General features: G+C 36.3%; 22 protein-coding genes. 3 read left to right on the top strand and 19 right to left on the bottom strand.

Going from position 1 to position 26,184, the window contains the following annotated elements:
• Nucleotides 1-8: 8 nt before the first annotated feature.
• From ATZ35_RS03895 to lacD, 9 genes are all read right to left on the bottom strand, one after another.
• Nucleotides 9-3,848: a pectate lyase-like adhesive domain-containing protein gene (locus ATZ35_RS03895; RefSeq protein ID WP_208929580.1), complete on the bottom strand. Its 3,840-nt coding sequence runs from the start codon at nucleotides 3,846-3,848 to the stop codon at nucleotides 9-11.
• 205 nt (nucleotides 3,849-4,053) lie between these two features.
• The gene (locus ATZ35_RS03900) at nucleotides 4,054-4,773 is read right to left on the bottom strand and encodes a winged helix-turn-helix transcriptional regulator (protein WP_208929581.1); all 720 of its coding nucleotides are present in this window, start codon (nucleotides 4,771-4,773) and stop codon (nucleotides 4,054-4,056) included.
• 374 nt (nucleotides 4,774-5,147) lie between these two features.
• Nucleotides 5,148-6,248 (bottom strand): tyrosine-type recombinase/integrase, encoded by a 1,101-nt coding sequence (locus ATZ35_RS03905; protein ID WP_208929582.1) that lies wholly within the window; start codon nucleotides 6,246-6,248, stop codon nucleotides 5,148-5,150.
• A gap of 579 nt (nucleotides 6,249-6,827) precedes the next feature.
• On the bottom strand, nucleotides 6,828-7,748 hold the full coding sequence (locus ATZ35_RS03910; RefSeq protein ID WP_208929583.1) for a helix-turn-helix transcriptional regulator: 921 nt from the start codon (nucleotides 7,746-7,748) through the stop codon (nucleotides 6,828-6,830).
• A gap of 119 nt (nucleotides 7,749-7,867) precedes the next feature.
• On the bottom strand, nucleotides 7,868-8,362 hold the full coding sequence (locus ATZ35_RS03915) for a YehS family protein (protein ID WP_208929584.1): 495 nt from the start codon (nucleotides 8,360-8,362) through the stop codon (nucleotides 7,868-7,870).
• Nucleotides 8,363-8,606: 244 nt separating this feature from the next.
• Complete coding sequence (locus ATZ35_RS03920; protein WP_208930419.1) at nucleotides 8,607-10,232, bottom strand: peptide ABC transporter substrate-binding protein; 1,626 nt, start codon at nucleotides 10,230-10,232, stop codon at nucleotides 8,607-8,609.
• Nucleotides 10,233-10,270: 38 nt separating this feature from the next.
• Nucleotides 10,271-11,347, bottom strand: a complete 1,077-nt coding sequence (locus tag ATZ35_RS03925; RefSeq protein WP_208929585.1) for a M42 family metallopeptidase — start codon at nucleotides 11,345-11,347, stop codon at nucleotides 10,271-10,273.
• Nucleotides 11,348-11,380: 33 nt separating this feature from the next.
• Nucleotides 11,381-12,493: an alanine dehydrogenase gene (gene ald, locus ATZ35_RS03930; protein ID WP_208929586.1), complete on the bottom strand. Its 1,113-nt coding sequence runs from the start codon at nucleotides 12,491-12,493 to the stop codon at nucleotides 11,381-11,383.
• Between the two features lie 186 nt (nucleotides 12,494-12,679).
• A complete protein-coding gene (gene lacD / locus ATZ35_RS03935) occupies nucleotides 12,680-13,669 on the bottom strand; it encodes a tagatose-bisphosphate aldolase (RefSeq protein WP_208929587.1) in 990 nt (329 codons plus the stop codon).
• A gap of 284 nt (nucleotides 13,670-13,953) precedes the next feature.
• On the opposite strand from lacD, the gene ATZ35_RS03940 reads away from it, so the two are divergent.
• Nucleotides 13,954-14,244 (top strand): hypothetical protein, encoded by a 291-nt coding sequence (locus ATZ35_RS03940; protein WP_208929588.1) that lies wholly within the window; start codon nucleotides 13,954-13,956, stop codon nucleotides 14,242-14,244.
• A gap of 18 nt (nucleotides 14,245-14,262) precedes the next feature.
• Nucleotides 14,263-15,189 carry a LacI family DNA-binding transcriptional regulator gene (locus ATZ35_RS03945; protein ID WP_208929589.1) on the top strand — a complete coding sequence of 309 codons (927 nt, stop codon included), beginning with the start codon at nucleotides 14,263-14,265 and terminating at the stop codon, nucleotides 15,187-15,189.
• 68 nt (nucleotides 15,190-15,257) lie between these two features.
• On the opposite strand, the gene ATZ35_RS03950 is transcribed toward ATZ35_RS03945, so the two are convergent.
• The 6 genes from ATZ35_RS03950 to ATZ35_RS03975 form a co-directional block, all read right to left on the bottom strand.
• Nucleotides 15,258-15,656 carry a DUF1801 domain-containing protein gene (locus tag ATZ35_RS03950; RefSeq protein ID WP_208929590.1) on the bottom strand — a complete coding sequence of 133 codons (399 nt, stop codon included), beginning with the start codon at nucleotides 15,654-15,656 and terminating at the stop codon, nucleotides 15,258-15,260.
• Nucleotides 15,657-15,678: 22 nt separating this feature from the next.
• Nucleotides 15,679-16,206, bottom strand: a complete 528-nt coding sequence (locus ATZ35_RS03955) for a GyrI-like domain-containing protein (RefSeq protein WP_208929591.1) — start codon at nucleotides 16,204-16,206, stop codon at nucleotides 15,679-15,681.
• Nucleotides 16,207-16,281: 75 nt separating this feature from the next.
• On the bottom strand, nucleotides 16,282-17,007 hold the full coding sequence (locus ATZ35_RS03960; protein ID WP_208929592.1) for a YebC/PmpR family DNA-binding transcriptional regulator: 726 nt from the start codon (nucleotides 17,005-17,007) through the stop codon (nucleotides 16,282-16,284).
• Between the two features lie 826 nt (nucleotides 17,008-17,833).
• Nucleotides 17,834-18,043 carry a hypothetical protein gene (locus tag ATZ35_RS03965; RefSeq protein WP_208929593.1) on the bottom strand — a complete coding sequence of 70 codons (210 nt, stop codon included), beginning with the start codon at nucleotides 18,041-18,043 and terminating at the stop codon, nucleotides 17,834-17,836.
• Between the two features lie 80 nt (nucleotides 18,044-18,123).
• Nucleotides 18,124-18,516, bottom strand: coding sequence for a YxeA family protein (locus ATZ35_RS03970; protein ID WP_208929594.1), 393 nt, complete (start codon nucleotides 18,514-18,516; stop codon nucleotides 18,124-18,126).
• Nucleotides 18,517-18,668: 152 nt separating this feature from the next.
• A complete protein-coding gene (locus tag ATZ35_RS03975) occupies nucleotides 18,669-19,172 on the bottom strand; it encodes a VanZ family protein (protein ID WP_208929595.1) in 504 nt (167 codons plus the stop codon).
• A 115-nt stretch (nucleotides 19,173-19,287) separates the two neighbouring features.
• Between ATZ35_RS03975 and ATZ35_RS03980 the strand changes: the two genes are divergently transcribed.
• Nucleotides 19,288-21,093, top strand: coding sequence for a M3 family oligoendopeptidase (locus ATZ35_RS03980; RefSeq protein ID WP_208929596.1), 1,806 nt, complete (start codon nucleotides 19,288-19,290; stop codon nucleotides 21,091-21,093).
• A gap of 117 nt (nucleotides 21,094-21,210) precedes the next feature.
• On the opposite strand, the gene ATZ35_RS03985 is transcribed toward ATZ35_RS03980, so the two are convergent.
• From ATZ35_RS03985 to mreC, 4 genes are all read right to left on the bottom strand, one after another.
• Nucleotides 21,211-22,530, bottom strand: coding sequence for a C40 family peptidase (locus ATZ35_RS03985; protein ID WP_208929597.1), 1,320 nt, complete (start codon nucleotides 22,528-22,530; stop codon nucleotides 21,211-21,213).
• A 365-nt stretch (nucleotides 22,531-22,895) separates the two neighbouring features.
• Nucleotides 22,896-24,233 carry a coiled-coil domain-containing protein gene (locus tag ATZ35_RS03990; RefSeq protein ID WP_244148210.1) on the bottom strand — a complete coding sequence of 446 codons (1,338 nt, stop codon included), beginning with the start codon at nucleotides 24,231-24,233 and terminating at the stop codon, nucleotides 22,896-22,898.
• 246 nt (nucleotides 24,234-24,479) lie between these two features.
• Complete coding sequence (gene mreD, locus ATZ35_RS03995) at nucleotides 24,480-24,989, bottom strand: rod shape-determining protein MreD (protein WP_208929598.1); 510 nt, start codon at nucleotides 24,987-24,989, stop codon at nucleotides 24,480-24,482.
• 7 nt (nucleotides 24,990-24,996) lie between these two features.
• Nucleotides 24,997-25,857 carry a rod shape-determining protein MreC gene (mreC, locus tag ATZ35_RS04000; RefSeq protein ID WP_208929599.1) on the bottom strand — a complete coding sequence of 287 codons (861 nt, stop codon included), beginning with the start codon at nucleotides 25,855-25,857 and terminating at the stop codon, nucleotides 24,997-24,999.
• Between the last annotated feature and the right edge of the window lie 327 nt (nucleotides 25,858-26,184).

The raw sequence follows: 26,184 nt of genomic DNA on the forward strand, positions 1-26,184 counted from the left end.
CCCTCTTTCTATGGTGTAAGACCTAACTTCCAAGTTATTTCTCCTTGATACTGTCCAAGTTTTTGAACATTCCCCGCTGGAACCTCAAGTTTCAAGCCCGCATGTCCCGGACCCCATCCAGAGCTAACAACATAGTCTCCAGCTGTTGCATGTGTCTGCGTCAAGACTCCTAAAGACTCCCCAGTTAGTGGAAACTCTTTTGTCCCAGTATTGTAGCGAACGGCTTCGCTCAACACTTTACTATTATCATCAACATTTCTCATTTCTTTTGTTAGAGCAGCTGTTAATGTCCATTGCTTTAATGTTCCACGATTGTCAGAAACAACCAATGGTTTATCTAACTCAGGATTTTCAACTCTTGTATCTTTCATACCCGCAACATGTGTCTTAAAGTCGATTACAGTTGGTGCAGAAGTGATTGATAATGTTCCAAATACAGCCCCTGTACTAACTTCATTAGATTTAGCGTCATAAATATCATACTCAGGATTGGCATTGATTCCAGGTACAAAGGATTCACTTGTTTCTCTTGGCGAATACCCATGCGCATATGCTGTGTTTTTAATATCCTGATCGACTGCTGACTGTTGAACAGTTACTTTAAACGTTACTTTGGCACTTTCTGTTGATTTGAGATCGCCGATTTTCACAGTAAGCGTACGAGTATCTGCTACATAAGAGAACTGAGCTGATGTAGCAAGCTCTCCATTAATTTTCACCTCAGCATTTGCTGGATCAAACTTTAAACCTTCTGCTAATTGATCAGTGATCCATGCATCTCTTAAAGTAGTGGCATAAGAAGCACTTTTGGCATTATTTACATTCAATGTATAGGTTAATGTATCACCTACCGACGTATTCCCATGTCCACTTGTAGTAAACTCTTTAACAATTTTATTGGTATCCGGTAAAATATCTTTTACTTCATATTTTGCTACACCTTTGAACACTGCATCATGATAAGTATAATCTTGATACGGATTAATGTTGCCTTTATCTGTGTTTGTTACAGGCGGTTTGATCAATCCATTTGAATCATATGACTGTTTTCCGGCTGTATCTTCAAGATAGATACTTAGTTCTTTTTCTTTATCAACATACGCTGGTAAATTAAATACCCATTTACCATCTGGTTGGACTCTCGTGGTACCTAACAAGTTTCCTGTATCCTTATCACCATTGTCATAGTATACATAGACTGTGGCACCAACTTCTGAACCATCTCCAGCTAAAACCTTTGTTGCATTGTTTAAGTTAACATCAGTCAATTTTGCAGGTTCTGGTGGTGTTACATCTAAAATAGAGCGTTCTGGTGCTTGCAGTTCATCAGGCTTACTCGTGTGAACACTTTCCGTCCCTTCACCACTCTTAGACCCACGCCAAGCACCCACTACTTTGATTGTGTGCTCTTTCGTTAGAAACTTTCCCTCGGGTACTTGAATTTTTATAATCCCCGCCCTAGGTGCATCGCCATAAACCGATTCTCCACCGTTTCCGTTCTCATCACCAATAGAACTTCCTATTTGTTCAAAATCTAATGTTCCATCCGCTTTATATACCTTTACACGTACATGGACTTCATCTGTATAGGCGTCTCGATTTTCTTCACTTTTACCTTCAGGTACACTAGCATGACCCCAGATATATTTATCTGCATTAGTAGGAACTCTTAATTCGTCAACCACAGCATTTTGATTATTGGCTGTCATCCTTGAATATGCATCTGCTCCAGCAAATTTCCCTTGAAAATCAGGATTATCTGTAGAAACAATATTGCTAAATCCACTACCGCTTAAACTTGCGTTCAAAACAGTCCAAGATAAACTAGGATTTCCATCAAGATTTTGACCGTTCTTCCAAACAGATAAGTCTGATCCATTTAAAACAAATGTCGAAGAAGCACCATTTTGGAAAATCAAGCCGCCTCCTGAAGAATCATTTCTAAAATCAAAATATTTTGGTTTCGTCATATTAAACGTTGTTGTATTACTTGGTGAACTGAATATTCCATAGTTTGATCCAGCCGTTTTTCCACGTACTACAAAGTAAGCACCCTCGGTTTGTTCAACGTCAAGCATTTGGCTATTACAATCAATAGCTGCTCCATAATCCGCTTCAATCAGCACATTCGAGTCTTCTCCTAATGCTTTAAAGTAACTAGTCTCTCTAGAGCTTCCCAGCCTAAATTGAATCCCTTGATTGCGACCATTAGCTCCTGGATTTCTCGGAGTACCGTCCCCTTTATTTTTTAAAAGAAAATCTGATCCACCTGAAACGATGATTGAATTATTATTACTAAACATTCGAACGCCTGAATTATTCGTTGATTTCTTCAGAATATTTACTTTCGAATTATTGGAGACTTCGAAACTGTTATTCCCTTCATCATAGAAACGAACTGCAGCAACTAGATTATTTCCATCTGCACTTTCTGCTTCAATATCTAAAGTACTGTTATCATCAACAATTAACTTCCCTCCAAGACTTCTCATAAAGAATGCTGGAGACCCACTTGTTGGCGCTAATGATTTTATAGCTAGTTTAGCTCCAGCTAAGATATTTACATTTGAAACTGAAGAAGTTGAATTCACCAGAAAAATCCCATCACTCGAAGCTCCACCTGTTGCGTAGCCGACCACATTAAGTTCAGTGTCTGCTCCTGATATTTCAAAATTTGCGACATTCATTGCTTGAACTACATTATAGTTACCAGTACTTTTTAGATTTACCTTCGAGCCTTCATTAACTAATAATGATGAACCAGAAATACTTGTCGTATAAAATCCTCGCACCAAATCTGCGGTTACATTTGCATGATCTGAAATTTTCAAATTTTTAGAGGCTATAAATGAATCAGCTGCTGTACTTACAAAATTATTTTCACCACTGATAACTACACTACCGTTTACCAAGCTAGTTAAACTTGATGCATTTCCAGTCAAAGTAGCTAGATTGTTTACTCTCAATTCCCAGTTAGCACTGTTGCTTGCAGTATTACTACGAAATATCGGTGTAGCACTACCACTATAATTCATATCTAAAAGCGCCATGAAGCTCCCTGGTGAAGCTGTCCCTAATGTGATATATCTAGCCAGAAAATCAATAGAGTGTGTAACGTTGCCATCTTTTCCATTAATAACTTTAGATCTTGTTGCAGTTGGTCCTGCAGACGTTGCAGAAAAATCGGCTTTCAAATTAATCCAATCAACAGATCCATCAGTTACAGCTGCTTTAAATTGCTCCCATGTACTTACATCGACTGGATTACTCGGAGTTGGTACGTCTACACTCAAAGGAGAAACTGCATAGTTCACAGCTTGAATCAATGAACGTTCTACTAAGGTATTTGAATTTACTTCTGTTTCTGACGTTACAGCATCACTAACTTTTGGTACATCAAATGAAGTTGACGTTAAGACTTGTCCATCAGCATTTTTTAACGAGAAACTGCCTTTATCTAGCTTAGTATCTGGATCCACTTGAACCAATAATGTAGTAACAAACTTACCACCATTTTCTTTAAAATCGAAATCCACACTGTTTAAATCTTTAGGCTGCTTTACAAGAACTTTATTCTCATATTCCGTCGGTACCCCATCAAATAAGTTTTCATCTCCGATCGGCATTGTTCCTTCAGCAGTTAAACGAAGTATTTCTTTATGCATCGTTGGAATAACCAAGTCAACTTTTAAAAATCCAGTGCCTTTATAGTCCGTATCTACTACTTGCAAACTATAACTCTCTTCATTTGCTTTTATAGGAGCTGTCTTTTTTAATCCCATAAACGTAACAACTGAGATCAATACTACCGCCAACAAACAGATTTTTATCTTTCTGCTAATTTTCATACTTTTCCTCCTTTCCTCAAAAATGAGTGTTAATAAATTATATATATTTCAATTTTCCACCTACCTAGAGAATCTACTAGGTTAACTAGAAAAGAGAAAACAAATTGAATGAGTTATACTAAACTCCTCTTTGATACTTAGACAACAAATCAATCATCAAATATTGCTACACTTTTAATAAGTCCCCAGACTTTAACTTATATATTTAGCCATTCAACATATACCCTTTCGAACGAATCGTCTTGATATACTCTTCGTCACTTTCTTCTACCTCAAGCTTCCTGCGTAAATGATATATAATATTCGCTACCCGATACTGCTTATCTTCATCTCCGCCGTTCCAAACATTTTTGTAAATTTCTTCGTAAGTCAGTGCTTGCCCTACATGATTACTTAGTAGCTCGATTGTTCGAAATTCAAGCTTAGTCAAACTTACTTCCTGCTTTCCATTTAGCAAGACACTAAAATTTGAAGGAACTAATTCAACTCGCTTTTTTGTTGGAGTAGTTTCCATGAGGCGTTTTTCCTCGTAAGAATCCTGGCTTTTTTGACTTTTTTTAGAGTATCGCTTCAAATTCCCTTGAATAAACAAGACCAGTTCGTCCGAATCAATCGATGTATTAATAATGCCGTCTGCTCCTAATTTCATGTATACAATTCTCGTGGACTTATCTGTATTCTCAGATAGTATCCACACTAAAGCAGAACTTTGCTCACGAACTTTAATAATCGACTCGCAAATCACACTCATTTGATTCTTTGTCTCAGTTTCTTCAATAATCAAAGCATCTAATTCATCTGTCATAAGATCCAACTTGGACTTGTCATCTAAATAAGAAATATTGTATTTTGATTCTTCCAATGCGTCTATGTATGTATCTTGGTTCGTTTTGGTGCTCGAAGAAATAATTCCAATGTTGTACATCTTTCTCTCCTCCATATTTTATGGTCTATGTTTTTATTCATTTTTCCCTATTATTAGTCTTTATATTTGCAGTATTCATAAATACTTTTTATACTAGATAAAATCAGTATTTAGATGACTATTCTTCATTCTGTTTTTTCGGTAAAACAAGAATAAACAAAGGCTATTCCTCGTTTGGATAGGTTTTGACGTTCCGCTGACGGCGATGTTGACGGCGATGAAAAAAGAAAAAAAGCTCTAACTTTCCAAAAAAACGAAAGTCAGAAGCATAAAATAATGATTTGAAAAAGAAAAATAAGTAACAACCGTTATAAAAAAAAGAAAAAAAGGGAGTGCTATTCCCTTAAATTGGTTTAAAATCAACTTGGGCTTAGTTAGATAAGTGCTAGTTTTTTTATTGCTGCGCGCTGTTCTTCTATAAATGAATTTGTGTACGTGTCTAATGTTAGCTTGATAGATGAATGCCCTAACAAAGAACTTATTGCCGCAATATTAACACCCAACTCAACGCAACGTGTTGCAAACGTATGGCGGAGCGCATGGAAAGAAACATTCATTAATCCTATTTTCTGCTTGATTCGTTCAAAACGATAGCTGATTGTTCTAGGTTCTACAGAATGTCCTTCATTTGTTATGACGTATTCAGAGTGTGATTGTTTTTTACAGTGCAACAATGCACTCTTTACTTTCTTAGAAAGCGGAATGATCCGGTTAGCATTAGTGGTTTTTGGTATAGTTTCAATAATTTTTGTCCGTTGTCCAGTTGCACTTGGTAAGGCAATTCGTTGTTTTGTTCGTTGAACTTTTATTATAGATGATTCAAAGTCGATATCCTCCCATTTTAGTGCGCAAATTTCACCAATACGCATCCCTGTTTCCAAAGCTAATAAGATAGGCAACCCTTTTATATCCTTCACGCTTTCAGTTTCCACTGCTTTTTGTTGTACTCTAGTTAAAGCTAAAACTTTCCGTTTTTCAATTTTAGGTAGAATTGTCCGTTCACAAGGATTTAAGTACACGTAGCCTCTTTCTTTTGCCGCTTCAAAACAGCTTTTTATAATTCGGAAAACAATATGAATAGAACTAGCCGCTAACGTTTCTGTTAATCGACTAATCAATTTATCCATATCAAAAGCAGTGATTTTTTTTAGAGGTCTTTTCCCCAAAATAGGTAAAACGTATAATTGAAGTTTTTTACTATAGCTAGCATAAGTGCTTTCCTTTAGTGTTGGAGCCATGATTTCTGTCAGCCAAAGGTTCGACCACTCTCCAAATGTGCCGTAAAATTCTTTGGCTGCTCCACTATAAATGAGCGGTTTCTGTGCTTTCTTGTCTAATAACTGTTCCTTTACTGCTCGATATGATCGTGCATAAATATACCCATAATGAATTGTCCCATCTATTTTTCGTGCTTTAGGATAACGCCCTTCCCAGCGTCCATCCTTTCGTTTATAAATATTTTCTCCTCTAGCCAAAATAACCAATTCCTTCCTATATTATTGACGGCGATTTTGACGGCGCATAAAAACAGTCCATATGTGACCCGTCATTAAATTTATTCTGAAAAAGTAAACTATTTCTTCGAAATTCTCATTTTTTTTAAATATTCTCTTAAAAATTGAAAATTTATATCGTTTTTTTATCGCTTTCGCTATTGATTTATCATATCCAAACCCATAGAATAGATTCAGATATCAAATTAATTTTAAATTTTTATCAATCATTTCTTGTTTTACCGAAAAACAAGAAATGATTTTTTAATATCAACACTATATTTATACTATTTTATATCTTTTGTTTTTTATCTTTTTCACATCGATATTTTTGCTAAATAAAATAATTTGTATACCATTCTTTCAGCCCCCCACTTTAACCTATGCTATCCAACGATTCAATAATAGGTTAATTTAGCTTTACTTCAAACTAAGGATACTCTTTACAGGCTGAAATTTTCCTCACAAAAAGAGGATGAAACAAAAGTAAAACTTACCTTTGTCTCATCCTCTAAGTGCGCATAAACGCTTTACCCCATTCTCTTAATAACTACTAAATGGTTACTCTTTTCGGTACGTCTCACATAGCTTCACTATCTCTTGCTTATGTTTTTCTTGTAAGTCAATCGGTGAGATAACTTGGACACCATTACCGAACATCAATAAAAATGGTAACAGCGTTTTTTGCTGATTAGCGTAGATAGTGACCTCTACATGTGTATCCGTAACTTGAATCTCATCATCTGTGTAATAGTCATATAATTTCCCTAAATCTTCTTTTCTAAATCTTAATCGAATCTTACTTCCATCTGCTTCCTCAATCATTTGATTCCTATAGTCCGATGGCGTAAAAGTTGTTTTCTGTATCTTTAGTTGACGTATTCTCGTAATTTTAAAGTATCTAAACGCTTCTCGTTCCTCACAGTAAGAATGGATGTACCAACTACCGTTCATCAACATCATTTCATACGGATGAATTAATCGTTTTGTATGCTCACCTTTGTTATCCACATAATCAATCAGTAACTTTTTATTTTGTTTCAATGCAAGATTGATGTAATTGATCTTCTTCTTAGTCTGCGCTTCAATTTCAGGGCGATGCATCGTTGGGGATTCCAAAATAAAGTGCTTTCGTTTTTCTTTCAGTGAATCACCTTGTAATAACTCGATTTTTTCTTTGATCATATTTTGTTGATCAGCTATTCCAAATAATCCTTCGTTAACATTAAGAGCATTAATGAGCTCTTGTCTTTCTTCATTACTATATGTATGTGTTCTCAATTTAAAAGAATTGACTAGAGAAAAGCCTCCATGACGTCCTGGATGTGAAACAATTGGGAACCCAGCGAATTCAATTGTTTCAATATCTCTAAAGATCGTTCTTTTCGTCACTTCAAATCGCTGGGCTAATTGAGCTGCTGACACAACCTCACTATCTAAAAGTAGAACGATCATTGCTAATATACGCTCGATTTTTTTCATGCGGAAGTCTCCTTAAACATTGTCTTTTTACACAGTATGATTAAAAGGGATGAAACTAGTGTCGTAGCGTCTAGTTCCATCCCACAATTCTTCATTCGAAATAATTTTCATGATAAAAATTATTCCCGATATTTGATCGCTAACCCTTTTAGAAAATTTCTTGCATAGCGATCGCCACATTCTTTGTAGTTTCGGTGCCCTTCTTTTCTTAAAATTGCACTTAATTCGCTATCTGAAGCGTAAACACCAGCAAGTCTCAAAACATCCAGCATATCATCACTTGTAAGTGTTAAAGCAATTTTCACTTTTTTAAGCAACACATTGTTCACGTTACTTTGGCTAGTAATCAAAAATGTTGGCTTAGGCTCCACACCATTTTTTACAGGCGGTTTTCCTCTTTTGAATGTAATCAATCCATTTAAAAAGGCCTCTAATGTACGATTATCACAAACCGCATCCCGTGGTAGTTCGTCATCTTCATTTTGTTTTGTTAATAAAACACGTAACTCATCTCTTGTGATTTCTAAATCACCTAATTCAAAAATTTTGATCATATCTGTATCTTTGATATCTAACGCATAGCGTAAGCGAATCAATATATCGTTGTTATTCATCTTTCTCCTCCAGAAAATATATCATTATGTCTTAGTATAAAGCTTTCTTTCAGAGAATGCATCTATTTGTTTGAATTTAACTAGTCTATTCTTTACTACGCTCCGTGATAGACTGCTTCAAAATTATAACTAGACTTTTTCCCCTTCATTTTTTAGTGTTGCACTTAAATTATATATTCTAGAACACGAACAAAAAAATGTTGAACAGCAGTCTTTCACTAGCTCTTCAACATTTCTTTACTTTTTATTTTAAAGACACATTCTTATAATAAGGAGCGCCAATTGCGCGATAAACCAATCCTTCGACACGATCATTCACTAAGAAAGCTTCTGATGCTTGGTAAAGTGGGGTAACGGGTGAATTCTCCATCAAGACTTTTTGAGCATCTAATAACGTATTCCAGCGTTTTTCGTTTTCTGTAGCGTAAGTGGTTGCTGATTCTGTCAATAATTTATCGAATTCTTCATTGCTGAACTTGCCGTAGTTTTGTTCGCCGCCAGTTCTAAACAATTGTAAGAAGTCGTATGGATCAGCATATGTTGCTGCCCATCCTGCTAAAACTACATCAAAGTCGCCTTTACTCATTTGATCTAAACGGTTTTTAAATGGTACGCTTGAAATGGTTACTTTTAAGCCGCTTAAATTTTCTGTCAACAACCCTTGAACGTACTCAGATAATTTTTTCGCTGAGTCTGTATCCGACGTTAATAACGTGATGGATGCTGAGTCCACACCTAATTCTTTCTTCGCATCTTCCCAAAGTTTTTTTCCGCCTTCGATATCCGTTTTCATCAAAGCACCTGCTTCTTCAGCGAAATCTTTCCCTGTCTCTTGGTTAGCAATCCCTTTAGGAACAAATGCTTCAATTGCCATTGAACCATCTTTTAAAATGTTTTTAGCAATTTGATCTGAATTGATCAATTTTGTGATTGCATTTCTTGCATTTTTATTCGCAAAAACTTTATTTTCAGTGTTGTATTGTAAATAAGAAGTTGATGGATAAATGCGTGTCACCAATTCTGGATTTTCTTTTTCTTGATCGACATATTCCCCTTTGATTGGCGCAATATCTGTTTCGCCAGCCTTAAACAAGTTGACATTTGTGCCGATTTCCTTACTTACTTGAACATTGACCTCGTCCAATTTAACTTTGTCGGCTGCTCTATATTTATCATTCTTCATATAATTCCATGTGATGCTAGTTCCATCCCAATCAGCAAGAGTAAAGGGACCATTATAGATCATGTTATCACTGTTTGTACCATAATCTTTGCCTTTTTCTTCAACAAATTTTTCATTCAATGGATAAAATGTTGGTTTTGCCAAAAGTGATGATAGATATGGAATTGGATATTCTAAATTGATTTCTAGAGTATGATCATCTACTGCTTTGACGCCTAAATCAGCAGCAGGCTTTTCTCCTTTAGAAATAGCTTTGTAGTTTTCAAATCCATCAAATAAATAAGCGTATTCTGAACCTGTTTTTGGATCTACTGTACGTTTCCATGAGTACACAAAATCCTTTGCAGTTACTGGGTCTCCATTGCTCCATTTTGCATCATCACGTAATTCAATGGTATATTTTTTTCCATCATTTGTTGGTGCAACGACTTCTTTTGCAATCGCTGGTGCCGAAGTACTGTCATCCGCAAACTCATACAACCCTTCCATTACTTGGCTGATTGCTGAAAAACTGACAACATCTGTTGCTTGAGAAATATCCATCGTTGGCAATTCTGCGCTTTCCAATACTTTTAAAACTTGTTTTTTATCTCCAGTTGCTTCTTCTTTTTTGCTCCCTGTACTACAAGCAGCCAATGATACAACTAATGCACTTGTAGCGATTGTTGTTAACGCCCACTTTTTCATGTTCATTTTAATCATTCCCCCAATTTCTTTTTTTAGCATTAAAACCTTTCGATTATAGCTTCTGTTAAATCATTGATAATAGCGACAGCTAATTGACGTGCGGCTTCATAATCTTCATAAGCGACATATCCATAATGAGTATGTGCATAACGAACTGGCACTCCGATCACAATAGCTGGTACCCCTTTGTTGGTCAAATTGATAATAGCGCCATTAGTACCTCCGCCTTTTCTGACTGAACTTTGCATTGGTAAACCATATTTTTCGGCAGTCTCTTTGGCAAAGCGCTGAAAGCGTGGATTCGTGATCATTGAAACGTCAAAGTTTCGGAGCATTGGTCCACGTTTTAAACCAGATTGAATCATATATTCTTCTGAAAATGTATCATCCGCTGGGCAACCCTCAAACACGATCGCTAAATCAGGTTTAACATTATTCATTGCTACCGTTGCACCACGCTCACCAACTTCTTCTTGGGCTGTCATCGTACCGATCAGATTGAATTTCGACTCTTTTTCTGATAGTTCCTTGAGTGTTTCAAGTAAGCAAGCACAACCGATACGGCAATCAAATGCTTTCCCTAACATCACATCCGTTGTTTGGAGGTATTCAAAAGAGACATCTGGAATTACTGGATCACCAATTGCAATATTTAGTTTGTTTGCAACCTCTTCAGCACTAGTACAGCCTACATCGATCACCATATCATCAATCGTTTGGACTTCTTTCCGTTGTTCATCTGTCATAAAGTGTGGTGGTTTACTGGCGATGATTCCTGGCACTTCGTTGCCATCAGATGTTTTAATTCTTACTCGATGAGCAGGTACTGTATTGGCCACCCAACCGCCTAAAGGTAAAAAGCGTAATGTGCCATTGGGTTTGATTGCCTGAATGATAAAGCCAACTTCATCGCTATGAGCATCAAATACAATCGTTGGTTTATCCGCTTTGTGCTCACCAACACGCATATAAACATTACGAATATGATCTTCACTAACTTCAGCAAACGGAGCTGAAAATTCTTTGGCAATTGCTACTACATCGTCTTCAAAACCTGAGACGCCAGAAGCATTTGATAAACGTTCAATTAAATGTAACGAGTCTTTTTTTGTCATGGCAGTGCATATCCTCCTAATAAATTTAACTATTTATAATACTGACTGAACTGAAGAAAAAGGCAAATTCAAATCAGTAGCAACTGCAGGGTTCGTCATCGCACCGTTTAACGTATTAACACCTGCTAATAATGCTGAATTTTGTTCTACTGCTTGTTCAAATCCTTTATTCGCTAGCTCAAGTACGTACTGTAATGTCGCATTAGCTAAAGCAAAAGTCGCTGTTTGAGGAACTGCCCCTGGCATATTTGCTACAGCATAATGAACTACACCATGTTTAACGTAAGTCGGCTGTTGATGCGTGGTCACTTCGTCGATCGTTTCAAAAATTCCGCCCTGATCGATCGCAATATCAATAATTACAGAGTGTTCCGGCATTGAAACCACCATCTCTTCTGTCACCAAAACTGGCGCCTTACGTCCTGGAATCAAGACAGCCCCAATCACAAGATCCGCATCTTTTACTGATTCTTGGATATTGAAGTGATTTGAAACAAGCGTTTTAACCGCTCCATTGAACTGATTATCGATTTCTTGCAGCTTCTTGATGTTTACATCTAAAATTGTGACATCTGCACCTAAACCTAAGGCTATTTTAGCTGCATTACAACCTGAGATTCCTCCACCAATAATTGTTACTTTTCCTTTTTTTACCCCTGGCACACCACCTAGTAAAATCCCTTTTCCTTCGGGAACTTTTTCTAAGAACTGAGCACCAATTTGTGCTGCTAGGCGTCCAGCAATTTCACTCATTGGTGCTAGCAGTGGTAATTCTTTATTTGTTAATTGAACGCTCTCATATGCGATTGTTTTTGTTTTACGTCTCATCAACTCTTCGGCTAATGGCTTATTAGCTGCTAAATGAAGATAAGTGAATAAAACCAAATCTTCTCTTAAATATTGATACTCTTCTTTTAATGGTTCTTTTACTTTTAAAACTAATTCTTGCGCCCAAGCTTCTTGAGCAGATGCGACAATTGTAGCGCCAACTGCGCTATATTCTTCATCATGGATCGACGCTCCTAAGCCCGCATTCGTTTCAACAAAAACCGTATGACCATGCTTAATGATATCTAAAACTCCAGAAGCTGGTAATGCTACGCGATTTTCACCATTTTTGATTTCTTTTGGAATACCTATTTTCATTATTCAGGACCCTCTCTACCTCATTGCTTATCTTTTTCTTTAATAAGCTACTTACTAGATTATAGTTTAATGAAAGTTCATCCGCAATACATAGAAAAAAATTTAATTTTCTCTTTCTTTTTTAATCGTCTATTCAAAAAAACGTCTGAAATAAATCGATAAAAGATTTATTTCAGACGTTTTTTGCTATCCAACTTCAACTTTTGATCGCCAAGAAGTGCCGCAACGATCAACGATTTCATTTAATGTTTCAATATTTTCTTTTCCTTGAGTAGCAAACCAATCACGACCTGCCGCTTCACCTTTTGCAGCAAAGGGCTTAACTCCTTCACGCCATGTTGCTCGTCCGCAGAGGACACCACTGAATTTAGAGCCAGCTTCTTTCGCAAACTCCAACGTTTCTTGGAATAATTTCGTTGAAACACCTGCACTAAGAAAGATAAATGGTAGTTCTGTTAGTTCACTCTGTTTTTTAAAATAACCTAGAGCCTCTTTTTTACTATATACCACTTCATTTTCAGCGAAACCTTCTACATAATTCATATTTACTGGAACTTCCATTTTTAACACATCGATATGATACTGAGGTTTAGAAAATTCAATCATAGATTCCAACACTTTGTGAGGTTTAACTCTGGCAAATGCTGCTGAGCTAGCATCAGTGATTTCCGTGTCATACGTAACGATTTCCACAAAAAGAGGAATATCTTCCCCTAAGCACTCACTACCTAAACGCTCTACAAAAACATGTTTTAATTTATTGATCGACGCTGGTTCATCTGGATCATAATAAAGTAAAAACTTGATTGCGTCGGCTCCTGCTTCTTTCAGACGTGAGACAGACCATGTTTCTAGTAAATCTGGCATTCTACCTGGCGTTGAAGTATCATAACCCGTTTTTTCATAAGCTAATAATAAGCCACAATTCTTGTCACGTACTTTTGTTGCAGGCAAACCATACTCTGGATCGAGTAAAATTGCTGAAGCATATGGCGTAAGCTCTTGGGAAGCCACTTTTTTAAAGTCTACAATTTCTTCACCAGTAGCTATCGTGCTGGCATCTGCTATCATTTTTTTTAAAGACCCCCGTTGATCGATCGCTAATGCTTCGATCAGTCCTTTTTCATTTGACAGACGATTCAATGCATCCATTTTTGCTTGACTAATTTTGATCATAGTAACGACTCCTTTGCTCTTTTTGAGGAAAACCTCTCTTACTTTTGAGTATACTCGCTGCTATTTAGAAAGACAAAGAAGATGGTCTTTAAAAATCTAAAATAAGGGATAAGTTAAAAGCAACAGCTAATGTGCTAAACTGGTTCCCTGAAATGAAACAAGTTGATATTGTTCACCAAGAAAAAATATTATTGTCACATCCTTTTAATAAAATCAGTTCATTCCTCTTGACCTGATACGCGTTTCATACTTTATAGTTGAACAAAAGACAGGGGGAATTCGTTATGATGAATGGTATGCTTGAACTAACTGATCGTCTAGGACTCGATTATTATTTTGTTTCTCTAGTCACCAATAATGAAACACTTATTATTCGTAGTTTGAATAACTATTGCAAACCGATCGATAAAACAGTAGAATTGGCTGAAATAGAAGGATTGACGTTTGGAACAGAAGGCGAGCTTGATTTTATTTGTTTTGATTATGAAAAAGAACATTATCACTTTATTGATTATGGTAATCACTTAGTGCCTTTTTTAAGCGATATTCTGAGTCCTGTAAGCGTTAGTCACTAGTTTTGAAAGGAGTCACTTATGCCAACTATTCGTGATATTGCCAAATTATCGGGCTATTCAGTGGCAACCGTTTCTCGTGTACTGAATGATCATCCTTATGTAGCGGAAGAAAAACGTGAAAAGATACTTAAAATCATGCAAGAGCTTGACTACATTCCAAACGCTAAAGCTCGTGATTTAAGTAAGGGAAAATCAAAGCATATCGCTGTTATGATCCCGTATGCGAATCATCCTTATTCTGATAAAATCGTCAGTGGTATTTTAAGCGCAGCCTTTGATGAAGGATACAAAGTGACTCTATTACCCACAAATTATGATCCTAAGATTGAAAAACAATATTTAGATGACTTAGCCGCAAAAGCGTGGGATGGTATGATCATCACTTCGAAAAAAATTTCTTTTGAAATGATTGCCGGTTATTTAAAATATGCACCCATCGTTTGTTGTGAAGATACTGGGGATTTTCCGATTGCTTGTGTATCTATCAAACGTGAAGAATCTTATATTCACCTATTTGAACGCTTGAAAATGCAAGGTCATTCAAAAATTGGGTTGACGGTTGGAAGATCAGAAACTATTAGCGCTAGCACTGCCTTAGTCCTTGAAGCCTATCAAACGATTTTTGGGATATTGGACGATACGATGATTGTGAGAAATTGTCGTTCTTTTGAAGACGGACTACAAGCTGGAATTCATTTTTCCAACGTAAAAGAACTTGATGTGATCGTAACCAATGGTGATGATGTTGCAGCTGGTATTTTACAGTACATTGAAAAGGCTCAGATCACCGTTATCGGTGAGGAAAATTTATTATCTAGCCGACTTCTTGGTTTTTCCACTATAGATCATCATTTAGATCAATGTGGAGAAGCAGCTTTTCATCTACTTTTTTCAACATCAACTAAAAGTGTTACCATTCCTTACACTTTTATTCAACGCACATAATGGTTTAACCATAATAAAAAAAACGATAAAACACAACGAGTACACATTGTATTTTATCGTTTTTATTATTATCTTTTATGATACGTTAGTGCTTGTTCAATACAGAAGCATAGCTCATTTATTGGCAGTTCTTCATCAGGATCAAGAACAATTGCTCGATTCTTAGAAAATTCAAAGATATCACTAAATAATGCTCTAAACTCTTCTACTAAGGTTGTTTGGCAATGAAAGAACAATGCGATTTTTTTATCGCCAAAACGGTCGATCCGAATTGGGCTGCCTGATTTACTGGCTTTTGTCGCATAAGATGGCTGATTCCATTTCAAACTTTCTTCTAACTCACCTACGATTGTTAGTCCTGCAGCTGTATTAAAAATCAACTCTCTTATCTGTAACAGCGGTTGACGATAATCCATCGGATATTGCTCAAAGACATTTGCTACGTTTATGTCAATAATTTTTTCCATTCTAATCCCTCTTTTAGAACTATTATTTTTTTATAGGAATCCATAATTCGCACCGATACTCCTCAGCTTCCATATCGCCTAGCGGATAGCATTCTACTCTTGATAGTTCAGTATTCTCAATCACTGAATTCTCACTCCATGGAGCACTTGTTTGTAGTTTCAGTTTCATCAAGTTATTCGGTTCAAATGGTTGTGTTTCATCGATTGCTGTGACACCAGCTGAAATTGCACCAATACATTCAAACACTACCCAATCAGATTTTGGAAATTGAATACGCTCCAAACTCTCCTCATTGATTTTCTGAGGTTGTGCACTCGTCCCAATCATATAGTTAAACGAGTCTTGTTGATTTTTATTACTATTAGAAACTCCTAGAATACCATGTACAGTACCATCTGCTACAGACATCAACTGATTAATGTTGTTTTCTGTTAAATTTGACCAGAATTGTGATATTTCATAAAAATTTTCATTTTTTTCGATTTTCGGCATTTCTTGTAAATATCCACCAACTGCAAAAGCTGCTTTTTCTTCGATTTTATAATTCATAGTTTCATCTCCATTTATGTGATGACTATAAATTAACATGAGAATGATGACAACTTTATGTCATCATTTCTTAAATCACAGATCTGCTGAAGTAAAAACTTCTGATACGTCATCATCTTCTTCTAGTTTATCGATCAACATTTGAAGTTGCTCTTGTTGCTCAGCCTCAAGTTCGACCAGTGTTTGTGGAACCATTGTTAATTCCGCTTGAGCTAAACTATATCCGTCTTTTTCCAAAACATCGCGAACTGCAGTAAAATCTTCCGGTGCTGTATAAATTTCAAATACTTCTTCGGAGGTTTCTAAATCCTCCGCTCCTGCTTCCAACACATTTTCAAACATTGTATCTTCATCCACAGAAAGACCTGAACGTTCAATTGCAATATAGCCTTTACGGTCGAACATATAGCTGACAGAACCTGTTTCTCCTAAAGAACCACCATTTCTAGTAAATGCGACTCGGACATTTGTTCCAGTCCGATTGCGATTATCTGTCAGGGCATAGACTAAAATCGCCACACCAGCTGGTCCATAACCTTCATACGTAATCTCATCATAATGCTCATTTTCACCCGCACTGCTAGCCTTTTTGATCGCACGATCGATATTGTCATTAGGCATATTAGCAGCCTTTGCTTTATCCATCACTAATCTTAAAGCAGCATTCGTTGCAGGATCAGCTCCTCCTGCCTTAGCTGCCATATAAATCTCTCTTGATAACTTTTGGAAAATCTTCCCCCGTTTAGTATCCTGTGCATTTTTCCGACCTTGAATATTCTTCCATTTACTGTGACCTGCCATTATTTCTCCTCCTAATTTAAAAGCTGAAAGAGCTTGGTCAGCCTTGACAGGAAAATAGGACAAATTGACTGTGATGCTCTTAGTCACATTCCATTTTTATCTTTTTCCCGAAAGGCTAGCTCTTGAAGCTAGATAATACTAAAAGCGTAGCGGGCTCGTCCAGCCTCGACAGGAAAATAGGAAATTATGACTGTGGTGCTTTTTACCTCATTCATAATTTATCTTTTTCCCGAGAGGCTAGCCCGTGTAGCTAGATATGGTGACAACGTTCCGTTCCGCTTCGCTTCACCTTGTACTTTTCAACATCAGTTCTTTTCATTTACTGTGTTTCAAAGCAAAAGCGGAATAAATCGGTTAATCCTGTAGAAAATGAGGAAATTGACATTGAAACGTTCTTTGTTTCACTGACAATTTATTTATTTTCCTAAGGATTGATTTGTGCAGTTAGATAAAGCAAAAGCGTAACGGTTTCTTTTATCTTGGCATTTAGTTTGCTATCTTCTATTTTACTATGCTTCTAAATAGTTGCAATAGCTATTCTTGCTCTATCGATTTGCTATAGCGAATACAATATGAAAGCTGAAGCAATCTCATAAGTAAATTTTTTGATTTTCAAAAAAACTAAGTTACATAAAACAGTCAATTTTGGCCTGCATTATTAAGAATTAGCAGAACCATTTCTACGTCTTAATAGTAGTTGCTCTAAGCAAAAATTACATGAAGGTCTACAACAATTAAGAAAGAGTATTTTATTTAAAAAAACTATCTAAATGAAATAAGGGAAAACAATGTCTTTTCAAGACCTGTTTTCCCTCGCTTTATTTTGTTAATCAATAATATCTAGACAAAGCTCAACACCACGTAGTATAAAGACTTCTCCATTTTTGAATGGAATCGTACACTCTTCCTGAGCACCACTTAACAGTTGGATATTGATACATTCTGTATCTGGAAAAATCCGATAAGCTAACATTCCTAGACTCTCTAGCGTAGCAGTATCTCTCGTTTTATTTTTTCTGATGGTTATATGTTCCATGCTCAATCACTCCTCACTATTATTATAGAAGAGTTTCTTATGAAATAACCTAGTTGTTTTATAAGATTTTTTTCATACGCTTATAACAAAGGAACAACGAGTTCAGGTAGTTCTTCTCGCTTAATTTCTTCCCAGTACATGACATTTTGCCCTTTCACTGTTAATTTAAGAAATTTCCCAGGTGACAACTGCTTTCCAAACGAAATATAAGCCATTTTTCTAGGTTTTCCTATTCTGCTATAACAAGTTTGAACATACGTAAAATTATCTATTTTGCTAACCGAATCTGGGTATTTAGAGTCATATTTCTCTGTTGTCTTCGTATATAATACATCAGCTTTAACCAGTGGATTTAACCGATCGACCACTGCAGCTGCAGTCGATGTATTATTATATGTATATATTCTAAGACCGACAATACAGATCACAATCATAATAATCGTTGCGACAATCGATTTACAGAAACATTTCATGCTTTTTTCTCCCACTTCTTTTATCAGTAGCTTTACTCATTCTATTCATCATAAAATTTTTTGTATTGATTTACATCCAGCTTGAGACTGATTTTTAGAATTAAATGATATAAATAGAAAAAGCAACGCTCTGATGTCCAAAGCGTCGCCTCCTATTTTTTCTTTAGTTTTTTAATACCTATTACAAGTAAGCAAAGTACCACTGCAGTCAACGCACCGATAGAATCTAACATTACATCCTGAAACAATGGTGTCCGTCCGCCTGTTAACATTTGATGATATTCATCCAAACCAGCATAGCCCGTCGCTGTAAGCCAAGCCACAATGCCAATCAAAAGTGGTTGTTTGATTTTCATATTTAATCCGATAAACCAACTACCACCTAATAAAAAATACGTCCCAAAATGAGCCCCTTTACGAATAAAGAACTCTACAAATTTAGCATAGCCTTTGGCGTGAATACTAACCTCACTGCCAGCATAGCTAAATGAAATTCCTTTTAACTGTTCTTCAAATGGATGATTGCTCAATAGCTTATCCAGTAATCCGACTTGGGATTGTTGTTCATAGGTCTGAGAAGAGCTATAAAATAAAACTGCCATAATCAAAAATGCTACGATAATATAAAAATTACTATTTTTTAACTGTTTTTTCAATTTGTCACCTCTTTCCCTATATTATAATCGCTTTTTTAAATAAAATAAACAATCACTCAATCTTTTTTCTTATGATATACTAGAAGAAATGAATTTAAGAAAGAAGGAATCAGATATGACTTACTCGCTTGTTTGGGATCTAGATAGTATTTTCCCTGGCGGCAGCCAATCGGTACAACTAGAGCAACGCTTAACAAAATTGAAAGATCAAAGTCAGGAGTACCATGACTTGATCGAACAATGGACACCAGAAAATGATGATCAGTATCAAAGTTTAGAACAAATTTTAGCGCTACAAGGAAATATCTCAGACGGTTTTTCACAATGTAGTAGTTTTATCAATGCACTAGCATCTGCGGATACAAAAGATAAGAAAGCCAAAATTTTATCTGGAGATCTTTTTTCATTATTACCTGCAATTCAGTTAGCAGAAACTATTTTTACAAAAAAATTGACAGAAATTTCTGAAGAAAAATGGCAAGAATTGATTGCATTACCTATTTTTGAATCCATTGCATTTCGCTTAAGTGAAATCCGCCGTGATGGGATGCAGTTATTATCAGAACAAGAAGAAAATATCATCAACACCTTGTCTTTAGATGGCTTAAATGCTTGGAGTAGCCACTATGACACGATTGTAGCCAGTATTTCTATTCCATTCGAAGAAGGAGATCAAACAACACTTCTTTCTGCTGGACAAGCGTTTAACCGTATGATGAGCGATCCTAACTCTGACGTACGCGAAAAATTATTTGTTGAATGGGAAAAGGCCTGGAGTGATAAAGCACCTTTATTAGCAGACACATTGAATCACTTGGATGGTTTTCGCTTGAGTGATTATAAATTACATGGTGTAACTGATTTCTTGGAAAAGCCATTAAACTATAACCGCATGCAAAAAGAAACACTCGATGTAATGTGGGATACGATTCAAAAAAATAAACAACCATTTATCGATTTCTTAACACGTAAAGCCCAGTTGTTTGGCAAAGAGAAGATGGATTGGCAAGATCAAGATGCCCCGATCATCTTAGGTGACTTAAAAGAAAAAAACTACAGTTTTGATGAAGCCGCAGCGTTTATCTTAGAAAATTTTGAAAAATTCAGTCCAGCCATGGCAACTTTTGCGAAAGGTGCTTTTGAAAAGAGTTGGATTGAAGCCGAAGATCGCCCAGATAAACGCCCAGGAGGCTATTGTACAGAACTTCCTGAAACAAAGGAATCTAGAATTTTTATGACATTTGGAAATTCTATCAATGAAGTTGCAACCTTAGCACATGAATTAGGCCATGCCTTCCATAGTAGCGTGATGTGGGACCTTCCAGCACTTGATCGAGAATACGCAATGAACGTTGCTGAAACAGCAAGTACGTTTGCAGAATTGATCGTTGCAGATGCCACATTGAAAAAAGCAGAAACACCAGAAGAAAAAATCAATTTATTGGATACGAAAATGCAAAATGCCATTGCCATGTTTATGAATATCCATTCTCGTTTTATTTTTGAAAATAATTTTTATGAAGCACGTCAAAAGGGACTTTTAAGTGAAGATGAAATCACTGAACTAATGCTAGAAGCACAAAAAGAAAGTTATCAAGATAGTTTGGGCACTTACCATCCTCATTTTTGGGCAAGTAAACTTCATTTCTTTATTGATGATGTTCCATTTTATAATTTCCCTTATACATTTGGCTATTTGTTTAGTATGGGGATCTATGCTTATGCAAATCAACAAGGTAGTGGTTTTGAAGATCAATATATCGCGTTACTTCGAGATACAGCATCCATGACTTCTGAAGATTTGGCTAAAAAACATTTAGATGTAGACCTAACAAAACCTGATTTTTGGCAAGCTGGGATCGATCAAGTAATTAAAGATGTAAATGAATTTTTAGAGTTAACTGAGGATTATATTAAATAAAAATAGAAAGAACTCAGTTCAAGGTAGAAAATACTTTGAATCGAGTTCTTTCTATTTCTTTTTACAAAAAAAGAACCAGACAACAGTCTGATTCTTAAATTATTAGATTTAATTTGATTACATACGTACAGCGAAACTTGGTGTGAATGAACCAACATTGCTGTATTCAACGCCTGTACTTTCGTTACCAGCGTGGATATAACCGCCGCCACCTGTAGCAATCGCTACGTGGTAAGAAGCACCTGGGCTACCCCAGAAGTATAAATCTCCAGCTTGAGCTTCCGCTACAGAGATACGTGTACCAGCACTTTCTTGTGCACCTGTGTATCCACCGACATTACGTCCAGTTGATTGCATGAATGCATAATATACTAAACCAGAACAGTCAAAGCTATTTGGACCTTTAGCACCCCATACATATGGTTTACCAACTTGTGCTGCTGCGATAGAAATTGCAGAACCGCCAGTTGATTCTGGTAGTGGATCTGGGTCTGGAATTGGATCTGTTTTAACAGGACCTGGAGTTGGTGTCGGAGTTGGATCAACTGTTCCGCCGCCTCCACCGTTATTATTAACAGGAGGTGTTACCACTTCAGTATTGTTACTATTATTTGTTGAGCTACCAGTAGTTGCTGATTCTTCAGTTGATGAAGCAGTTGTAGTACTTGGTTTTGTTGCTTTAGCAGCTGCAGCTTCTTCTGCAGCTTTTTTAGCATTTGCTGCTACTACTTTTTCTTGTTCTGCAATACGTGCTTGTTCTGCAATTGCAGCATCTTTTTCTTTTACTAAGCTAGCTTTTTGATCTTCAGCAGTTGCTCTTTCAGCAGCTAATGTTGTTTGTAATACATTCAAATCAGCTTCTGCTTTAACAAGATCGCCTTTTTGAGCTTCAAGTTCTACTTGATTATCTTGTAATTCTTGTAATTTTTCTTCGTTTTCAGTTTTCTTTGTTTCTACTGCTTTTTTATCTTCTTGTTGTTGTTTCACTAAGTTATTGTTTGCATTAACAATCGTAGACATAGCTGTTACACGAGTAATAGCATCAGATACTGATTTTGCGTTCAATAATGCATCCATGTAGCTTGAGCTACCGCCATTAACTTGTACGTCACGTGCTTGATTTTGGATAGCAACTTCACGTTTTTCAATACGTTTTGTTAATTGTGTAATTTCTTTTTCTAAGTTAGTCGATGTTGTTCTTAATTTGCCTTGTTCAGCTAATAAAGTTTCTGCTTTTTCATTAATAGAAGCTACTTGATCTTGCACCGCAGCCACTTGACTTTGAGCGTCAGCTTCTTTAGATTTCAATCCTGAAATTGCTTGGTCTTTTTGTTGAATTTTTGAATCCACTTCATCTGCTGATGCGATTGCTGGTAATGCTACAGATGTAAGAACTAATGAGCAAGTCATTAATAATGGCAATATACTTTTTTTCACTATTCATTCCTCCGACTTTTTACTTATCATATAATGGTTCATCTTTTGAGTAATTTTCATTCTAATATTGACAACGAAATCATTGTATCATAATCACATGTCATACATATAAAAATAATGTTACAGGAGTATTTCATTTTTGAAAGTTAAACATGACGACTGAAATAGAGGCTATTTATACCTTATGTACTTACTAAAACAATTCTTTCAACTCTATTTCTGATTGATTCAACGATCTGTGATCAAAAAAGACATGAACAACTACACCGATTCTTATACCTTACTTTATTAGACAATATAATACAAATAATCCTCATCGACAAAACTAAAAATGGTTTTGTCGATGAGGATGTTTTTTAATTGATTTATCCTGGGAAACGCCATACAACTGCTCTAAAGTTTGCAGCATATGGACTTGGTGTCCAACCTGTAGTTGTCGATACATAACCTGATCCTGCTGGGTTATTTGATTCCACGATTTGAACTGAACTGCCGTTAACACCAACGACTAGAACTGTATGAACACCATCTAGCCATGCATCTGGACTAAGTGCGTTCTCGTATTGAACCACATCTCCAACTTGAACATCAGACCATGATACTTGAACTGCTCCTGATTGTGTATACCCACTATGCGGGCCACCTGGTGAGAATCTAACACCGGCTGCATTTAGCCAATTTTGTACTGCTACGATACATTCACCACTTTGTCCCCAACCTGTTGGGTTTGTCTGACCAACAGCATTCAAGGCAATTTGAGCTGCTCTTTTCTTCGCTTCTGACACGCCGCCGGTCCCAATACTGCTACCGCCGCCAGTGTTATTATCGCTAGGTTTTTCTACTGGTTTTTCAGGTGTTGGTGCAACAGGTGTTGTATTCGTTGTTCCATTTTCTTCTACAACATTTGTTTTAGCAAGACCTGGATTTGACGCTTGTGCTTCTGCAAGTTTTACAGCGGCTTCAGCTTCTGCTTTTCTTTGCGCTTCTGCTTGTTTTGCTTGTTTCGCTTGCTCTTCTTCTAATTTCTTTTGAGCGGCTGCTTTTTGTTCAACATACTCAGATTTCTTGCCTTCTTCTGTTGAACGTTGTGCTTCTAAATCATTTTTTGCAATCTCTTGCTCAATTTTTAAAGTATCTAATGAAGCTTGCTTATCTGTTAATTCTTTTGTTGAAGTTTCTAGAACAGAAATTTGTGTTTCAACGGTTTTAGTCTTTTTCTCTACTTCTTTTTTATCAGAGTTTTGTTGCTCTAATAAATCATTATTGGCTTTAACCAATGTAGAAATTCCTTGTACACGGCTAATTGCATCTGAAATTGATTCAGAATTAAGAATAACGTCTAAATAACTAGTACTCGTTCCACTAACTTGAACATCGCGAGCTTGGTTACGCATTTGAACTTCTCTTTTTTGAATACGAACATTTAAATCAGAAATTTCACCATATAATGTTGTGATTTCATCTTTAAGTGTTTTTTTCTTATCGGTCAATTCATCGATTTTTGTTGCTGTACTCAACATGTCAGCTTCGATTGCGGCTAGTTTAGTTGCAGCTTCTGATTCTTTCGTTTTTAGTCCGTTGATGATTTCGTCTTGTTGTTCGATCTTTGTATCATAGTCATCTGCCACTGCAGCTATTGGCAAAGCAGCTGTGCTAAGAGTAATCGAACAGACCATCAATGCTGATAATATACTTTTTTTCACGCTTAAGTCCTCCGGTGTTTACTTTTATGTATTTTATAATTGCTGAGTATTGTTTCAGTCATAGTTTCATTGACAACGAGCTAATTGTACCATAGCAGTATGACATACAGATAAACAGGATATTACAAAATTGTTTCATGCAAGCTAATTAAATAACGCTTGTAACTAGTACCAATCCGGTTTAACTATAGGTTTCACTAGTAAAGACTGTAATATTACACTCTAACTCCAGCTATAGAAAAAAGACTATTCATTCGCGAATAATCTTTTTAATGGATAAGAAAAAATAACAAATATCAACATATTAAAAAGTAAGGTTGGCCCTAAAACTTTTGTGATAAATAATAGTGGCGCAACGTTTGATAGATGGAAAATGATTTGAAGTCCCACTGCAATCAATTCATACGTCGTTACAAAAATAATCATTCCGAAAAACGCTGTTAGCAAATTCGTATGGACTACTCTCTGGAAACGATACATCATCATAACAGTTGCTACTAGTGCTACTGTATAAATCCCTATAATGCCAATATAATAACTATCGCAGACCATGCCTAAGACTAACGTCGTAATCAACAGATAACGTTTCGATAAATTGGGAACCGCCATCAAAAATGCTAATAACATAAGATGCGCATTCGCAAAATAGACGTTATCCGTTAAATTTATGGCAGCCTGAGTCAATTGACCATCAATCAGCATAAGCAAAAAGAAAACCACAGGCGCATAGTATTTAACATTTTCTTTACGTATCATTTATTCATCATTCCCCCGCTCCAGCTAGTCGCTTGATGATCGTCACAACGGGAATCCCATACATATCAGCATAAGGTTTAACATACACTTCACGGTCTAGGCCATAGCTATCTGGTTTAACTTTTTGAACCACACCAACTGGTAAGTTTGCTGGAGAGTTTTGACCCAACCCAGATGTTTGAACGATATCGCCTTCTTTGATATCCATATCTCCTACTAATTGACTGATGATCAATGTGTTTTCCTTATCATCGTAATTCTTCAATAGTCCATAAGAATCCCCTTTTTCAGAATTGATTTGGACTGGGAAATGATTTGAATTTTGATTTTTAGATGTTAACAATTCTACTTTCGATGACGTCGCATTGACTTCAACGACACGTCCAATCAACCCTTTTTGCGCCATCACGGCCATATTCGGCTCGATCCCGTCATTTGATCCACGATCAACAATCAGGAGATCTTGCCACATATCAGGAGAACGTGACACAACGGTTGCCGTCACTTTTTCATAATTGCCTAACGTCTCGTTTAACGCTAATTCTTTCTTCAACGTTTCATTTTCTTTTTTTAAATTATCATTTTGAATCGATAACTCACCATAACCATCGATCCGCTCTTTTAAGCGCACATTTTCATCATACGTGTTAAATAATGTACTGATCGATGAGATGCCACTGCCGATCACATTCGCTGGAAATGAAATGACCTTATCGACAAAACTTACACTGTCGTTGACTGCAGATTGACCTAGATTGCTCTTCCCATCGTTTGCTCTATGAGCTGCGGTCAAACTGATGATAGTAACCACGATGATCACTACGATTAACGTGATAATTATATTTTTATTTGGATTAAATTTTTTCACATCGACACCCCGAATAATCTTTAGACTGATAGCAATAATTTTACCACTAATTAGAAGCAAACAAAAGAGCTGTGGTGTCTCTTTACTTAATTTTATTAAATAAAATCATTTTTACAAAAAAGAGTGTGGAACAAAAGTTGGTTCTCTTTTTGTTAAACACGTTAATCCCAAATAAACGTTGGGAGCAAACGGTCCTCCATGCTTCGAGGATCGGAGTGAAACGAGAACCGTAGATGCAGAAGCAGCCACTACGCTACGCTTCGATCACATTGTTGTAAATCACGAAGAATGAAGTGATTCGATGATGCACAATACAAGGTATCGGAA

The organism is Enterococcus rotai (assembly GCF_001465345.1).
Taxonomy (GTDB): domain Bacteria; phylum Bacillota; class Bacilli; order Lactobacillales; family Enterococcaceae; genus Enterococcus_L; species Enterococcus_L rotai.

Bases quoted from the DNA above. Each gene is read 5' to 3' on its own strand.
- ATZ35_RS03950 (WP_208929590.1), bottom strand. From the start codon at position 15,656: ATGGAAAAAATTATTGACATAAACGTAGCAAATGTCTTTGAGCAATAT.
- ATZ35_RS03900 (WP_208929581.1), bottom strand. From the start codon at position 4,773: ATGTACAACATTGGAATTATTTCTTCGAGCACCAAAACGAACCAAGAT.
- lacD (WP_208929587.1), bottom strand. From the start codon at position 13,669: ATGATCAAAATTAGTCAAGCAAAAATGGATGCATTGAATCGTCTGTCA.
- ATZ35_RS03970 (WP_208929594.1), bottom strand. From the start codon at position 18,516: ATGAAATGTTTCTGTAAATCGATTGTCGCAACGATTATTATGATTGTG.
- ATZ35_RS03915 (WP_208929584.1), bottom strand. From the start codon at position 8,362: ATGAATAACAACGATATATTGATTCGCTTACGCTATGCGTTAGATATC.
- ATZ35_RS03955 (WP_208929591.1), bottom strand. From the start codon at position 16,206: ATGAATTATAAAATCGAAGAAAAAGCAGCTTTTGCAGTTGGTGGATAT.
- ATZ35_RS03960 (WP_208929592.1), bottom strand. From the start codon at position 17,007: ATGGCAGGTCACAGTAAATGGAAGAATATTCAAGGTCGGAAAAATGCA.
- ATZ35_RS03940 (WP_208929588.1), top strand. From the start codon at position 13,954: ATGATGAATGGTATGCTTGAACTAACTGATCGTCTAGGACTCGATTAT.
- ATZ35_RS03925 (WP_208929585.1), bottom strand. From the start codon at position 11,347: ATGACAAAAAAAGACTCGTTACATTTAATTGAACGTTTATCAAATGCT.
- ATZ35_RS03965 (WP_208929593.1), bottom strand. From the start codon at position 18,043: ATGGAACATATAACCATCAGAAAAAATAAAACGAGAGATACTGCTACG.
- mreD (WP_208929598.1), bottom strand. From the start codon at position 24,989: ATGATACGTAAAGAAAATGTTAAATACTATGCGCCTGTGGTTTTCTTT.
- ald (WP_208929586.1), bottom strand. From the start codon at position 12,493: ATGAAAATAGGTATTCCAAAAGAAATCAAAAATGGTGAAAATCGCGTA.
- ATZ35_RS03945 (WP_208929589.1), top strand. From the start codon at position 14,263: ATGCCAACTATTCGTGATATTGCCAAATTATCGGGCTATTCAGTGGCA.
- ATZ35_RS03910 (WP_208929583.1), bottom strand. From the start codon at position 7,748: ATGAAAAAAATCGAGCGTATATTAGCAATGATCGTTCTACTTTTAGAT.
- ATZ35_RS03895 (WP_208929580.1), bottom strand. From the start codon at position 3,848: ATGAAAATTAGCAGAAAGATAAAAATCTGTTTGTTGGCGGTAGTATTG.
- ATZ35_RS03980 (WP_208929596.1), top strand. From the start codon at position 19,288: ATGACTTACTCGCTTGTTTGGGATCTAGATAGTATTTTCCCTGGCGGC.
- ATZ35_RS03920 (WP_208930419.1), bottom strand. From the start codon at position 10,232: ATGAAAAAGTGGGCGTTAACAACAATCGCTACAAGTGCATTAGTTGTA.